This is a genomic window from Methylobacterium sp. E-066, assembly GCF_022829635.1.
Lineage (GTDB): Bacteria > Pseudomonadota > Alphaproteobacteria > Rhizobiales > Beijerinckiaceae > Methylobacterium.
This window is the reverse complement of record NZ_JAKSYO010000037.1, coordinates 61,024-75,880: the sequence shown is the minus strand read 5'-3', so window position 1 is coordinate 75,880 and position 14,857 is coordinate 61,024. Positions and strand designations below refer to the sequence as shown.

Annotated in this window: 12 protein-coding genes; 3 read left to right on the top strand and 9 right to left on the bottom strand. The window is 67.5% G+C overall.

Going from position 1 to position 14,857, the window contains the following annotated elements:
* Positions 1-10 precede the first annotated feature (10 nt).
* Together MKL20_RS03185 and MKL20_RS03180 are read right to left on the bottom strand one after the other, a co-directional pair.
* A complete protein-coding gene (locus tag MKL20_RS03185) occupies positions 11-1,831 on the bottom strand; it encodes a sensor histidine kinase (RefSeq protein ID WP_244035455.1) in 1,821 nt (606 codons plus the stop codon).
* 111 nt (positions 1,832-1,942) lie between these two features.
* Complete coding sequence (locus MKL20_RS03180) at positions 1,943-4,366, bottom strand: PAS domain S-box protein (RefSeq protein ID WP_244035454.1); 2,424 nt, start codon at positions 4,364-4,366, stop codon at positions 1,943-1,945.
* 496 nt (positions 4,367-4,862) lie between these two features.
* Between MKL20_RS03180 and MKL20_RS03175 the strand changes: the two genes are divergently transcribed.
* Positions 4,863-7,574 carry a PAS domain S-box protein gene (locus MKL20_RS03175; protein ID WP_244035453.1) on the top strand — a complete coding sequence of 904 codons (2,712 nt, stop codon included), beginning with the start codon at positions 4,863-4,865 and terminating at the stop codon, positions 7,572-7,574.
* Positions 7,575-7,608: 34 nt separating this feature from the next.
* Here MKL20_RS03175 and MKL20_RS33220 read toward each other — a convergent pair whose 3' ends face one another.
* The 5 genes from MKL20_RS33220 to MKL20_RS03155 all read right to left on the bottom strand — a co-directional run bounded on the left by MKL20_RS33220 (position 7,609) and on the right by MKL20_RS03155 (position 12,082).
* A complete protein-coding gene (locus tag MKL20_RS33220) occupies positions 7,609-7,752 on the bottom strand; it encodes a NepR family anti-sigma factor (protein ID WP_409568106.1) in 144 nt (47 codons plus the stop codon).
* A 995-nt stretch (positions 7,753-8,747) separates the two neighbouring features.
* Positions 8,748-9,695 carry a PDR/VanB family oxidoreductase gene (locus MKL20_RS03170; RefSeq protein WP_244035452.1) on the bottom strand — a complete coding sequence of 316 codons (948 nt, stop codon included), beginning with the start codon at positions 9,693-9,695 and terminating at the stop codon, positions 8,748-8,750.
* 4 nt (positions 9,696-9,699) lie between these two features.
* Positions 9,700-10,269, bottom strand: coding sequence for an MOSC domain-containing protein (locus tag MKL20_RS03165; protein ID WP_244035451.1), 570 nt, complete (start codon positions 10,267-10,269; stop codon positions 9,700-9,702).
* The gene (locus MKL20_RS03160) at positions 10,266-10,658 is read right to left on the bottom strand and encodes a Rid family detoxifying hydrolase (protein ID WP_244035450.1); all 393 of its coding nucleotides are present in this window, start codon (positions 10,656-10,658) and stop codon (positions 10,266-10,268) included. Before MKL20_RS03160 ends, MKL20_RS03165 begins: the two co-directional genes overlap by 4 nt.
* Positions 10,659-10,753: 95 nt before the next feature.
* Positions 10,754-12,082, bottom strand: coding sequence for an MFS transporter (locus MKL20_RS03155; protein WP_244035449.1), 1,329 nt, complete (start codon positions 12,080-12,082; stop codon positions 10,754-10,756).
* 171 nt (positions 12,083-12,253) lie between these two features.
* Here MKL20_RS03155 and MKL20_RS03150 point away from each other — a divergent pair, with 171 nt between their 5' ends.
* Positions 12,254-12,865, top strand: a complete 612-nt coding sequence (locus MKL20_RS03150) for a helix-turn-helix domain-containing protein (RefSeq protein ID WP_244035448.1) — start codon at positions 12,254-12,256, stop codon at positions 12,863-12,865.
* A 117-nt stretch (positions 12,866-12,982) separates the two neighbouring features.
* Here MKL20_RS03150 and MKL20_RS03145 read toward each other — a convergent pair whose 3' ends face one another.
* Positions 12,983-13,714, bottom strand: coding sequence for a LysR substrate-binding domain-containing protein (locus MKL20_RS03145; RefSeq protein ID WP_244035447.1), 732 nt, complete (start codon positions 13,712-13,714; stop codon positions 12,983-12,985).
* Positions 13,715-13,771: 57 nt separating this feature from the next.
* Positions 13,772-13,903, bottom strand: a complete 132-nt coding sequence (locus MKL20_RS03140; protein ID WP_244035446.1) for a LysR family transcriptional regulator — start codon at positions 13,901-13,903, stop codon at positions 13,772-13,774.
* A gap of 130 nt (positions 13,904-14,033) precedes the next feature.
* Here MKL20_RS03140 and MKL20_RS03135 point away from each other — a divergent pair, with 130 nt between their 5' ends.
* A complete protein-coding gene (locus MKL20_RS03135; protein ID WP_244035445.1) occupies positions 14,034-14,780 on the top strand; it encodes an SDR family oxidoreductase in 747 nt (248 codons plus the stop codon).
* Positions 14,781-14,857 lie beyond the last annotated feature (77 nt).

Below are 14,857 nucleotides of genomic sequence, written 5' to 3'. Positions count from 1 at the left end.
CGCCCGCCTCTCAGACCCTGCCCACCGGTCGCACGTATGGGGCGGCCGCGAACGAGGTGAACCGGTCCGGCTCGTCGAGGGGCACGTCGAGGCTGCAGCGCAGACCCTCGGGGGCGAACTCCAGACGGACCTCACCCCCCAGTTCACGGCTGACCCCGCCCGTGATCAGGCGCGTACCGAAGCCGCGTTTGCCCGTCTCCCGAACCGGCGGGCCCCCGCTCTCCCGCCATTCCAGGGCGAGCCGTCTCGCGCCGCTCTCGCCGACGACGACCCTCCACGCGACGTCGATCCGGCCTGCCTCGGTCGAGAGGGCACCGTACTTGGCCGCGTTGGTCGTCAACTCGTGCACCGTCATCCCGAGCGCCAGGACGTAGCGTGGAGGCAGGTCGATGTCGGCCCCTTCCAGGCCGAAGCGGTGCACCTGGCCGTCCCGAAAGGGTGAGAGTTCGTTCTCCAGCACCGTGCGCAGCGAGGCGCCCTCCCAGTCGTCGCGCGAGAGCAGGTCGTGGGTCTTGGACAGGGAGAGGATGCGTCCCTCAAGGCGCTCGCCGCGGTCTTCGTCGCGGCGGGCCTGCCGCGCCAGGGACTGCACGGTGGTCAGGGTGTTGCGGACCCGATGGTTCAGCTCGTGCAGCATCATCGTCTGCCGCTCCTGCAGGACGCGGCTGCGGGCGACCTCCTCGCGCAACTCCCCCTCGTGCCTCTGCAGCGATGCCGCCATGGCGTCGAACGCCTCGCCGAGCCGGCCGAACTCGTCGGTCCCGGACAAGCCGGTCCGGGTCCCCAACTCGCCGGCGCGCCACGCGCCGGCTGCCCCGAGCAGGCGCCGCACCGGCCTACGGATGAAGGCGCGGCCTGCCAGGAGCGCGGCGGCGACGGCCAGGATCGCGCCGACGCCGATCAGCACGACCCCGCGACGGGTCGCGGCATCGATGTCCGCGAAGGCCGTGGCCGGCGACAGGCCCACCGCCACCGTCATGCCGTCGAGGTCCCCCGGTGAGCCCCCGGCCACCGCCGTGATCCGCGGGTTGCCCCTCAACCCGGTCAAGTCCGCGACGCCGCCGCGGTGGTCGGCCAGGGCTTTCCAGAAGGCCGTCGGCAGCGGCTTGCCGGCCCAAGCCTCGTGGTCGGGAAGCCGGACCAGGATCGTGCCGTTCCGGTCCGCGACCGTGAGGGCGGCGTCGGGCGGCAGCCCGACATCGGACTGCCGGGCCGCGAGGTAGGACAGGTCGATGCTCGTTATCACGATGCCTTCGGGGCGACCGTCGCCGTCTTCGTCGGCGATGGCCTGGGCGAACTGGATCGTGGGCCGGCCGGTGACCCGGCCGGACACGACCTCCCCGATGGCGAAGCCGCCGGTGCGCATCGCCTCCTGGAAGTAGGACCGGTCGGCGACCGAATAGGCCCCGACCGAGGATCCCAGGGTGTTGCACCGGATGCGCCCGTCCGGGTCGGCGACCCCGAAGAAGAACGAGCCGGGGACCTTCCCGCCGACCGTCGCGAGGTACGCCGTGCAGGCCCGCGCGTCATTGCCGCGGACCTCGGCCACGCCGGCCAGGATGGAGAGGATCTGCCGCGCCCCACGTCCGAACTGCCCGAGGTCGGCCGCGACGGCCTTCGCCCCTCGCATGGCCTCCTTCCGGACGGCCCCGGCCCGGGCGGCGCGGAGCGCGTACTCGTTGTAGCCCTGGACGGCCAACGCCGGGATCAGCGCCAAGACGACGAGGCCCACGATCCGCTTGGTCAGTGACATCGAGTTCCCGAGCTCGGTGAAGCCCGTCGTCTCCCGGGACCCGGCCACCGAACTAGGTCGGTTCGGCTGCAAAGCCATGGGCAGCGCCTCGGCCCGCTAACCAGGGCTATCCATCGATCGAGGCGCGGCGGGCCCGATGGACGCACCCCGCCCAGGGATGGTCGCCGCGGGGACTCCCCGCGACGGCGGTTAGTGCGCGCCGGTCCCGACGCCCCCCACCGCGCGCCTGAGGATGCGCGAGAGGTCGGCCACGGAGTAGGGTTTGCGCAGGAGCTCGAACCCGTGCGTCCCCTGCTCGGCAAGCACCTCGCTGTAGCCCGACGTCAGGACCACCGGCAGGTCGGGCCGGCGGCGGCGTAGTTCCTGGGCGAGATCGACCCCGTTCATCCCCGGCATGACCACGTCGGAGAACACCACCTCGAACCGGTAGGGGATGCGCTCGAACTCGTTCAGGGCCTTTTCTGCGTCCATGGCCCACACGGTGCTGTAGCCGAGCTCTTCCAGCGCCTGTGCCGCGAAGGCCCCGACCTCGTGGTTGTCCTCCACCAGCAGGACGCAGGTGCCGTGGCCCTCGGCGAGGTCCGCCGGCTCATGCGCCTCGGCCTCGGTGGCGGCGGGGGCCTTGGCGCGCGGGAGGTACAGCGTGAAGGTTGCGCCCTCGCCGAGGCGGCTCTCGGCGATGACCTCGCCGCCGGACTGCTTGGCGAAGCCGAAGACCTGGGACAGCCCGAGCCCGGTGCCCTGGCCGACGCCCTTCGTGGTGAAGAACGGCTCGAAGATCCGGTCCAGCGCGTCCGGGGCGATGCCGCTGCCCGTGTCGGTGACCGAGACCGCGACGAAGTCGCCGCGCATGGCCGGATGGGCCCGGACCGCGGGGACGACGCCGACCGGCCGCACCCGGATGGTGATGCGCCCTTCGCCCGACATCGCGTCGCGGGCGTTGACCACCATGTTGACCAGCGCGGTGTCGAACTGGCTCGGGTCGGCGTCGACGAGGCAGGGACCCTCCTGCCCCCTGGCGTCCCGGAACGGCTCGACCTGGGTCTCGACGTGGATGCGCGAGCCCGTGAGGGTGCGGACCATGTCCGAGACCGAGGTGACGCCGCGCCCGACATCGAACACCTCCGGCTGGAGCGCCTGCCGCCGCGCGAAGGCGAGGAGTTGGCCGGTCAGCTTGGCCGCGCGGTCGACGGTGTCCGAGATCGCGTCGACGTAGCGGATCCGGCGCTCCTCGGCCAGGTTCGGCCGCTTCAGCAGGTCGGTGGACGACTTGATGACCGTCAGCAGGTTGTTGAAGTCATGCGCGACGCCGCCGGTGAGCTGGCCCACCGCCTCCAGCTTCTGGCTCTGCCGGAGTTGCTCCTCCAGGGCCTTGCGCTCCGTCACGTCCCGGCCCGCCGCATAGAAGTGGTCGTCGCGGGGGATGGCGTACCACGACAGCCAACGGAAGCCCCCGTCGCGCGTCCGCATCCGCACGTCCAGGCCGTCGAGGACGATGCCGTTCACGAGGTCGCCGAACACCCCCTCCACGGCGGACCTGTCGGCCGGGTCGATGAATGCGTTGAAGTGCGCGCCGACGAGGTCGTCCTCGGACCAGCCGAGCGTCTCGGTCCAGGCCGGGTTCACCGAGCGGTAGCGGCCGTCGAAGCCGCAGACGAGGAACAGGTCGCGGCTCGTGCGCCAGACCATGTCGCGCTCGTCCGTCCTGTCGCGGGCGGTCTCCTCCAGGACCCGTTCAGCCTCGCGCCGCTCGGTGATGTCGTTGAACAGGATGGCGACCCGGCGCCGGGCAGGCTCGCCGATGCGCAGGGCGTGGACGTCGAACCACCGGCCGAGTGCCACCGCGCCGCTTTCGAAGCGGGCCGCCTCGCCCGTCAGCGCCACCCCGCCGTAGGCGTCCAGCCAGGACCGCTCCAGGCCCGGGACGACCTCGCTGACCCAGCGTCCGGCCACGTCGCGGAGCCCGGTATGGCGTTCGAACGCCGGGTTGACCTCGACGAAGCTGTAGTCGACGGCGCGCCCGGCCGCATCGTAGCGCATCTCGACGATGCAGAAGCCGGCATCCACGGCCTCGAACAGGGTGCGGTAGCGCGCCTCGCTCTCGGCGAGCCGGCCTTCCTCGGTGCGAAACCGAGTGACGTCGAGTTGGCTCGCGAAGAAGTAGCGCAGATGTCCGTCCGGATCGAACACCGGGCTGACGTAGAGCTCGTTCCGGAACGGCGTGCCGTCGCGGTGGTAGTTCAGGATCTCCACGACCACGTCGCGCCGCGCCGCGACGGCGTCGCGGACTTTGGCGACGTCGGCGGGATCGGTGCCCGGGCCTTGGAGGAATCGGCAGTTGCGGCCGATCAGCTCGTCGGCTCCGTAGCCGCAGAGCTCCTGGAATGCGCGGTTGGCGAAGACGATCGGGTTGTCGGGCAGGTTCGGATCGGTGAGGATCTGCGGCATGCGGGTCTTCTCCGCCGCCGTGAACAGCAGGTCGGTCCCGGCGGCCGAGGTGCGCTCGTCGCCGGTCGGGGCATGGACATGCCCCTCGTTCCGCCGCCGAAGCCGCTCGATCTCCGCATTCGCGTCCGCCAGTTGCCGGCGCAGGTCCTCGAAGTCCGTTTCCATCCTGCCTGTCCCGACCGGGTACTGGGTGGGTCCGTCCGCCGGTGTCCCGACGGAGCCGTCGGTTGCCGCTGCGTGCCGTCGGCCGACGCATGTCGGAGCCGTATGACGGAGGCCGGGTCGTCCGGGAAGTCTGGTCCGGGATTGCAGGGCGAGCCGTTTCGCCACGTTCCCGGCCCGACCGTGGTGACGCACAGCCCCGGACGAACGGGATGCGCACCCCCGTGTTCCCGGAACGCCGGCGTTCCAGGCCGGCATGGGACCGAACCGTCGGGCGGTCGAAGACCCCATGAGCCGGTCGCGGAAACGTTGTTGCACCCCTGTTCCCGGCGGTTGAACGTCGGCGGCCGCTTCCGAGCAAGCGGCGATCTGCCCGGTCACCTTCCCGTGTCTGTATCGGCCACCTATGGCATAGAGCGTCTCAGTCATTCACATCAGATCCACAGGCCTGCCGGACCCAAATGACGGCCTGGGATCGACGCCGGGTGAACGGGTGGCCGTGGAACAGATCGACAGCACAGCGCGACGCCAAGCTGCGCTCGCCGCCTACAATATTCTCGACACGCCGACCGAGGCCGAGTTCGACGGCATCGTGAGAGTGGCGTCCGAGACCTGTGGCATGCCGGTGTCGCTAATCTCCCTGCTCGACGGCGAGCGCCAGTGGTTCAAGGCCGAGACCGGCTTTAGCCACAGCGAGACCCCGATCTCGCAATCCATTTGCGCCTACGCCGCGCAGCAGAACGACGTGTTCGAGATCCCCGATCTCACCCTCGATCCGCGGACCGCCGACAACCCCCTCGTGACCGGCGGGCCAGAGGTGCGGTTCTACGCCGGCGTGCCCTTGAAGACCGCGGATGGTGTCGCCCTCGGCGCCCTGTGCGTCCTCGACACCAAGCCCAACCGGCTGACCCCGTCACAGGCGTTCACCCTGCGCACGCTTGCCCAGCAGGTCATCACCAACTTGGAGCTGAGACGCACGCTCAAGGAGCGCCGCGAGAGCGACCGGCGCAACAAGGCGATCCTGCAGAGCGCGATCGACTACGGCATCATCGCGATGGATCTGAACGGCCGCGTGACGAGCTGGAACACGGGAGCCGAGCAGATCCTTGGGTGGACTGAGGCTGAGATGCTCGGACGGCACGCCAACGTCTTCTTCACCCGAGAGGATGAGCGCGACCAGATCGCCGAGAAGGAGATGGGGGCGGCCCTGCTGCACGGGCGCGGCACCGACGAGCGTTGGCACCTGCGCAAGGACGGCACGCGGTTCTGGGCGAACGGCGAGATGATGCCGCTCAAGGATGAGGAGGGTCGGCCTGAGGGCTTCATCAAGATCCTGCGCGACCGCACCGAGCAGCGCAACGCCGCCGCCCGGCAGCAGGCCGATGCCGAGTTCATGCGCAGCGTGCTCGCCTCCTCGGCCGACTGCATCAAGGTGCTCGATCTCGACGGCGGCCTGACCTTCATGAGCGAGGGCGGCATGCGGGTGATGGAGGTCAGCGACTTCAACCTCGTCCGTGGCTGCCCGTGGCCGGACTTCTGGCAGGGCCAGGGTCATGAGGATGCCCTCGTGGCCCTCATGGCCGCCAAGGCCGGCGGCGTCGGCCACTTCCAGGGATCGGCCAATACCTATCTCGGCACCCCGAAGTGGTGGGACGTGCAGGTGACGCCGATCCTCGGCTCGAATGGGCAGCCTGAGAGGATCCTGTCGGTCTCGCGGGACATCACCGACCAGAAGACCGTCGAGCGCCAACTCGCGGTCAGCGAGGAACGCTGGCGCGGGCTGTTCAGCGGGATGCAAGAGGGGTTCCTCAGCGCTGAGTTGATCCGCGATGAGGCTGGCAAGGCGGTGGACTTTCGGTTCCTGGAGGTCAATCCAGCGTTCGCCGGGCTGACCGGGCTACCGGCCAGCAGCGCCGGGCGAACCATGCGCGAGCTTGTGCCGGCCATCCCGCAGTGGTTGATCGACACCTACGCCCGCACCGTCGAGACCGGCCAGCCCGAGAAGTTCGAGATCCACGTCCCCGAGCTGAACCGTACGTTCGAGGTCCGGGCACACAAGCAGTCTGGCCAGCAGTTCGCTGCGTTGTTCCTGGAGATCTCGGGCCGCAAACGGACCGAGGTTCGCCGCGCTGCCATGACGGAGCTGGGCGACCGGTTGCGCGACGTGGGCGACAAGAGCGAGATCAGCCGGATCGCCGCCGAGGTCATGGGGCGCACGCTCGGACTGAGCCATGCGGGCTACGGGCAGGTCGATCCCGACGCCGAGACGATCCTGGTGGAACAGGGGTGGACTGCGCCGGGCCTCACCGACATCGCCGGGCTGCACCATTTCCGCGCATACGGTTCGTACATCGAAGACCTCATAGCCGGACGCAACGTCGTCATCGACGACACCGGCAGTGATCCCCGGACCGCCGCCGATGCCAAGGCATTGGCGGCCATCAGCACGCGCTCGCTTCTCAACTTGCCGGTGATGGAGCACGGCCGCTTCGTGGCCTTGTTCTACGCCGTGAGGGCGGAACCGGGGGAGTGGGCTCAGGAGGACATCGCCTTCGTGCGCAACGTGGCCGACCGCATCCGGTCGGCCATCGCCCGCATCGAAGCGGAGGCGCAGCAGCAACTGCTCAACCACGAGCTGAGCCACCGCATGAAGAACATGCTGGCGATGGTGCAGTCCATCGCCACGCAGACGATGCGTGGAGCGGCCGATCTCGACACCGCCCGGGATGTGCTGGCTAACCGACTGATCGCCCTTGGCAAGTCGCACGACCTCCTGCTCGGCGGCTCCCTGTCGAAAGCCCCGCTGGCGAGCGTGATCGAGAGCGCGCTCGACATCCACCGTGACCGTCCGGATCGGTTCGTGCTCGATGGCTCGGCTGTTATGGTCGGTTCCAGGGCGGCACTGTCGCTGTCGTTGATGCTGCACGAGCTGGCGACCAACGCCGCCAAGTACGGCGCGCTTTCGAACGTGGACGGTCGGGTCACCATCAGTTGGGATATCGACGGTGACGGCGACGACGCTCCGGTCACCTTGCGTTGGATCGAGGCAGGCGGTCCGGCGGTGGTGGCGCCGAAGCGCGCGGGGTTCGGCACCCGGCTGATCGGACGCGGGCTTGCTGGAAGCTTCGACGGCAAGGCTGACTTGAGCTACCCGCCCTCTGGTGTGGTCTGCACCATCGTCGCGCCGCGGCGCGGTCTCATGGCGAGCTAGCCCTCGGATATCGCGACGGGAGCATGCCGGGCGATCAATCCGACCCGCCGGCCGTATCCAGCTGTGCAAGGAGTTGGTTCAGGCGGTCCGGCAGGGGCGTTGCAGGGATCTGGGCGTACATGCCCTGCAACTTGCGTCCGAGGTGGTGCTGGATCGCATGGGGTGAGCCCGGCTGCATCCATACGACCGACCCCTCCGGTAGAGCTTGTCCGTTCTCGTCGCGAACAGGATCAATTCTAGCATCAGAGGCACGTTTCCCCACCGAACTGCTTCCCTGGCCCCAGACCACGTAATAAGGGGCAAACAGCCAATCTGGATTGAGTTCCCGTTGAGGCCCTGAGCAATCGGCACAGTGCCATTGGCGCCACACCAACATCGCAGACGCCGATCACAGCGTCTTCTCCCACTAGAATGCAGACCGTCAGCTGGAACTAATTTTCCGTTCGTGAAGGGTCGTGAACGGTCCCGTAGCTCTGTCCGCTTCGATGCACCGGCCGTCCGGAAGCGGACTGGCAGAAAACCACCCATTGCGGCCGGCTCATTCGGTGCATTTTGGGTATGCGATTGGAAACTGGCCCTATCGGTTCGTTATGGGTGCACCCATAGCGAACCGGCACCGGTCGCTCCGAAAGGCATACGAAACTAGACTTGCACACCGTGCATGAAGGTGCCGCGGCGGCCAGGATGCCGTCACGTTGCCAATCAAGCTTAACCAATCGCTAACCATGTTCCGAGATATCGCAACCGAAGGTTGAGGGATATGGGCAAATGGTTGTGGTCGTTGGGTGCTGTGCCTGCCTCGTCGCGACCGCGCTTGGGGCGATAGTGATCATCGCTGAGACCGGTGTTCCGCACCTCGAATGGGACAATGCCGGGCAGGTCAACGATATCTGAGCGGCGAGAGGCCGGAGCGTATCCCAGAAGCGGTCATTCGTCGGCCGTCCGGCAACTTCGGCTCGGGGTGGGAAACGGAAGTTGGCCTTACGTCCAGAAGCGGACCTTCGGCTTTGCGCCCATGCCAGACGTTGGCCAGGGCGCGGCTGCAACTCGAAAGCGGCCATCAACGATGATCTCGGCCCCGCAGAGCCATCCGCGGCGCAAAGAGTGGTTCAGCAGCGTCTGCGATAGAGGTCCGGCCAGTGGATGGACCTCGACCGCATCGGCAGCGGACCATCAGAGTTCGAGCGTGACGTTCACCCGGGCGCGGGAGACGCACGGCATCATCCGGTCCTGGCGTTTGGCGACCGGCAGCACGACGTCGCGGTGGATCACGGTGCCGTCCCGGTAGCCGCACTCGCAGGAGCCACATACGCCGATCTCGCAGGACGAGGGCATCGCGAAACCGTGCCGTCGCAGGGCGTCGAGGAGCGAGACATCCGCCGGGACGTGAATGAACGCTCCCGTCGAGGCGATCAGCGCGTCGAAAGGTTCCGGTTTGTAGTTCTCGTCGGCCATCGGCGCGAAGTGCTCGACATGGACCTGCGCCGCCGGCCAGCCGGTTCTCTTCAGCGTGTCCTGAATGACGTCGGTGAGCCTCTGGGGCCCGCAGGCATAGACGTGGACACCGTCCGCCGGCGCACCGAGCGTCGACGGGTCGAAGCGCGAGCCCCCCGAGGAGAACCAGCAGCGGAGTCGGTCGCCGCAAAGCGCCTGCAGCTCGGGCAGCAGTGGCGCGTGCTCGGCGGAGCGCGCGCACAGATGAAGGGTGAAGTCGGCACCGCGCGCGGCAAGGTGCCGGGCCATGGCGGCGAGCGGCGTCACGCCGATGCCACCGCCGATCAGGACATGGCGCCGTGCCTCGACGGTCAGGCCGAAGTTGTTGCGCGGATGGGACACGTGCGCGACGGCGCCCGGGGTGAGGTTGTCATGCGTCCACAGCGAGCCGCCCCGGCCCGCATCCTCACGCTTGATCGCCAGGACATACCGGCTCCGGTCGGCCGGATCGCCGCACAGGGAGTATTGGCGCGTGCGGCCATCGGGTAGGCGCAGATCGACATGGGCTCCGGGCTCCCAGGCGGGCAATTCGGGACGCTGCGGGTGGGCGAAGGTCAGCCGCACCACCTCCGGCGTAGTGGCGACGGCCTCTACGACCGTCAGCCTCATGACGATGCGGGCGGACATGGCCTCAATCCAACAGCGTGATCGGGTCGCCTGGGCGGATGATCCCGCCGCGCTCGATCCCGCAATTTAGCCCGGAGCGGTTGTAGAGCGGCAGATAGACCGGCTGCCCGAGCAGTTCTTCCAGATACTTGCACGGAAAGTTCAGGCGCCCGCCGCGCAGGATCACTTCACCGACCTGGAATCTGCGGCCGACGAGATGATTGAGTGGCACGCCGCGCACGGTGAGGTTCCGGCGGTGATCGATGGGTGCGAGTTGGATCGGACCGCCCTGAAGCGGAGGATCGTTGCGCGCAAGGGCATCGAGCGCCTCCTGCTCGATGAGTGTCACCTCGCGAGTGTCCGGCTTGGGCGAGTAGGTCCCCGTCCCGAGAAAGTAGCGATCACCCTCGATGCCGCGGCCAGCGACGCAGTGGGCCTCGGCCAGTTGCTCCATCTCGTAGCTCGCCGCCGGCGCGATGTGGATGTTGAGTAGCGTGCCGTGCCAGCCAGTCGCCCCTCCGGGCACGCCGGCCGCCACCGAGCCGGCTGCGTGCGCGAAGGCTTCGACGTGGCGGGGTGCGGATGTCGCGCTCATCGGGCCGGCCCCGTCGCCAGCGCGATCGCCTCGACCTCGACCAGCGCGTCGCGCGGCAGGCGCGCGACTTCGACCGTCGAGCGCGCCGGTGCCGCGCCGGGGAAGTGCTCGGCGTAAACGGCGTTCATGGCGGCGAAATCGTTCATGTCCTTCAGGAACACGGTGGTCTTGGCCACGCTCGCCAGGCTGGCGCCGCCAGCCTCCAGAACGGCGGCGAGGTTCGCCAGCGAGCGGCGCGTCTGCGCCTCGATGCCGTCCGGAAATGCGCCGGTCTCTGGATCGATCGGCAACTGACCCGAGGCGAATACGAGGTCGCCGACGCGGGTCGCCTGGACGTAGGGGCCGACGGCCGGAGCCGCCGCCTCTGTGGCGATGATGATCCTGTCCAAATCCGTTGTCCTCTCGCGCAAGACGTCAACATTATTCCATTGTAGTGGATGCACGTCCACTGGTCAGATCGCATTTTCCGACGGTGCAGGGCCGTTCAGTCGATCCGCCGGCGTGCTGTCTCCGGAGCCGCGAAGGTCGCCACGAGCGTCACGCATGCGAGCGCGATCAGGTAGGCGGAGATCGGCCACGTCGCGCCACCGCTCCAGGCGAGCAGCGCCGCGGCGATCAGCGGTGTAAACCCACCGCTCAGCGCAGCACCAACCTGAAAACCGAGGGAGGCACCGCTGTAGCGCAAGCGGGCGTCGAACAGCTCGGACATCCAGGCGGCTCCAGTTCCGAACATGATGCCTTGCCCGAAGCTCAGCGCTACTGCGACCGTCAGGGTGATGACCGTCGGGTCGCGCGTGTCGAGGAGCGTGAACATCGGGAACGCGAAGGCGATCGAGAACAGGCAGGCGGCAATGAACAACGTCTTGCGCCCGTAGCGATCGGACAGGTAGCCAAAGACGGGTATCGTGAAGAGCTCGATGACGGCGGCGACCAAAATGCCGTTCAGGATCACGCTCCGCGACAAGCCGAGCTGGCCGGTGACGTAGGAGATAGAGAACACGGTGACGACGCTCACGTAGGCAATCTCGGATACCTTCAGGCCGACAGCTTTCAGGAACATGCCAGGATGCTCGGTGAGGATCTCCACGATCGGAAGCCGCGCCGTCACCGCCTGCTCTTTGATCCGTCGGAACGCGGGGGTCTCGTGAAGCCGTAACCGAATGAAAAGGCCGACTCCGACGAGGGGTGCGCTCGCCAGGAACGGGATGCGCCAGCCCCACGATAGGAACGCCGACTCGGGCATCAGGCCGGTCAGCGCGAACGCGCCGATCGAGAGGATCACGCCGATGGGGTAGCCGAGCTGGACGATGCTCCCGAAGAACCCGCGCCGTTCCGGCGGCACGCTCTCCACCACCATCAGCACGGCCCCGCCCCACTCGCCGCCGATCCCGATCCCCTGGACGAGGCGCAGCGCCACGAGGAGGATCGGTGCAAGAATGCCGATCTGCCCGTAGGTCGGCAGGCAGCCGATCAGGAAGGTGCCGAGCCCCATGATCATCAGCGTCAGCGACAGCATCGACTTGCGCCCGATCCGATCGCCGAAATGGCCGAAGACCGCCCCACCCAGGGGACGGGCCAGGAACCCGACGGCGTAGGAGCCGAACGCCGCGATGGTGCCGACCACGGGGTCGATGCTGGGAAAGAACAGCTTGTTGAAGACGAGGGCGCTGGCCGTTCCGTAGATCAGAAAATCGTACCACTCGACGGTAGTCCCGATGACGCTCGACCAGACGATCTGGCGTCTGTCCGCGAGCGTAACCGCATCCGGCTCCGCGATCCGTGTCGTATCCAGCGGCGGTGCGACGTCAAGCATGCGCGGGCATCCACTTTTCGAGATGAATTTCCACTCTGCGCGATACAAGCAGCGTGCCAACCAGGACGCTGGTCGTGCGGGCGCCGCCGGGCGCGGTGTGCTAATCACCCCGCAACGACCCCGAGGCGCGCAAGGATGACGCGTCGGACGGAGGACCGGGACGAAGCGCGCATGACGGTCACGACAGAGGTACGACGGGTTCGAATCGAGGCCGAGGCCCGCTCTCAGATCCAAGTGCTCGCCGAGGAGATCCGACGTAGACGGCGGGAGCGCGACCTCTCCCTCGAAGCCTTGGCGGCCGTGTCGGGCGTCAGTCGCTCGATGATCTCGAAGATCGAGCGCGGCGAGGCCGTGCCGTCGACGGCAATCCTCTCTCGCCTGGCCGAGGCGCTGGGCGTAACCTTCTCGCGGCTGATGGCGCCTGCCACCGAGGTGGAGGTGTTGCTGATCCCTGCCTCCCGCCAGCCGGTACTGCGAGACGAGGCATCGGGCTTCCTGCGCCGCTGCCTCTCTCCGGTGCTGCCTGGGCGGGGGATCGACTGGGTGCTCAACACGCTCCCGCCGGGTGCAACCACGGGGGAGTTCGTCGCCCATCGCCGCGGCGTGTCGGAATACATCTTCGTGCTGAAGGGACGCCTCCGCGCCACGATCGGCGACCGCGCCGTCGTGGTCGAAGAGGGCGACAGCCTGTATTTTGAGGCCGACGCCGGTCACGCTTTCACCAATCTCGGGACGGACGTGTGCCAGTACTTCCTAGTTATCGATGCGACGCGACTACGGTGAGTCTTCGCAAACGGGATTCGGCTTTGACCGGCCGCTTCGCGCCCATGCTGGCCATTCAGCGGAATTTTGTAGCATCCCAGAAGCAGACACTGCGAAGCGGTCCAGGATGGATTCGGATCAGACCTTCGCTTCCGACATGGCCTCTCCGATCAGCCAGTCACGAAACGCGTTGATGGTCCGGTCCTGCACATCCTGGGGGCGGCAGACAACGTAGTAGGCCAACACACAATCGAGGACGGGCCCGAACGGGCGGACCAGACGGCGATCCTTGAGATCCTGCTCAACCAGAGTTGTTCGGCCCAGCGCTACACCGTGACCCGCCATCGCCATGCGGTAGGCCGCGGCGGAGTCGTTGATGCGAAGACCACGCTCGCCCTCGGACGTGTCCAGCCCGGCCGCGCGGTGCCAGTCCCGCCAAGTGCGGAAAGCGGCCGTGTTGGCCATGGACGTGTCGTGGATGAGAGGGTGGTGCCGCAGATCGGCAGGCGTTCGCAGCGCGTGGGGACCCTCAAGCAGCCACGGGCTGCACACTGGGAAGAATGCGTCGCGAGCGAAGGGAAACGCCACCAGCCCCGACCACAGCCCGGCCCCGTAGCGGATGCCGACATCCACGGGCTGGCTGGCGAAATCCGCCAGGGCGGTGCTGGTATCGATCAACAGCTCACAGTCGGAGTGTCGCCGATTGAACTCATCAAGGCGGTGCAGAAGCCACTTGTCGGCGAATGCACCGGGTACGGTCACCGACAGGGTCCGACGCTTCCGAGCCGAACGCAGCCGGGCCATGGCGGTCGACAGGCTGGCAAACCCCGCTTGAAGGTCTGGGATAGCGGCCTTCGCATTCTCAGTCACGACAAGCCGGGCTGGTCCTGACTAAGCGCGATGAAACAGCTCGACGCCGAGGCTCTCTTAGAGCCGCCTTACCAGTTGCCCGACGGCGGCAGGCGTCACGTTCAGTTCCTGCGCTGCCAGCGCGAAGCTGTGGTGACGCGCCGCCGCTTCGACGGCGCGCAGTGCGTTGAGGTGATCTGGAGCTCTCATGCGCTAAATATTATCTACTCCGGCGGCCGAGAACATCCCGTTTGAGGCGCCCTGCGACCGGGGTCATATTCCTCACCACGGAACGCGCGCTCCGACTTTCACGAGTGTCTCGAAAGTCCGGAGGATAGTCATGAAGCTCAACGATAAGGTCGTGCTCGTCACTGGCGGCACGTCCGGCATCGGCCTTGCTGCCGCTGACCTGTTTCGGCGCGAGGGCGCCAAGGTCATTGTGGTCGGCACCGATCCCAAGCGGCTGAAAGCGGCGGAAGCACAACTCGGTACAGGCTGCCTCGCCATCGCGGCGAACCTGCGCTGTTCCGCCGACATCGACCGTGTCATCGCGGGTGTGCGGGAGCGCTATGGCCGTATCGACGTCTTGTTCGCTAATGCGGGCCTTGGGAGAGCCGCACCGCTGGAAGCTGTGACCGAGGTCGACTTGGACGAGCAGTTCGAGGTCAACTTCAAGGGAGTGTTCTTCACCATCCAGAAAGCGGTGCCGCTAATGAGCAAGGGCGGCAGCGTCGTGTTCACCACCTCCTTCCTGAACACGAAGGGCACGCCGGGTCTGTCGATCCTATCGGCCAGCAAGGCGGCCGTGCGCTCGCTGACTCGGACGCTCGGCGCTGAGCTCGCGCCGCGCGGCATCCGGATCAACGCCGTGAGCCCCGGGCCAATCAGCACGCCGTTCGCCAGTAAGCTTGGCTTGAGCGAACAGGAGCTGAAGGCATTTGCCGAAGGCGTCGAGGGACAGGTCCCCCTGCAACGCTTCGGCGAGGCCGACGAGGTCTCGCGGGCCGCCCTGTTCCTGGCGAGTGACGACAGCTCCTACATGACGGGGGCGGAAATCGTGGTCGACGGCGGTTTGTCCCAGTTCTGAACCTTCGTCTCCCGATCGATCGCGGCTCCGGGCGGGCTTTGGCTCGCTGGGAGCAGTCGCCTGGATCTTGATCGGTT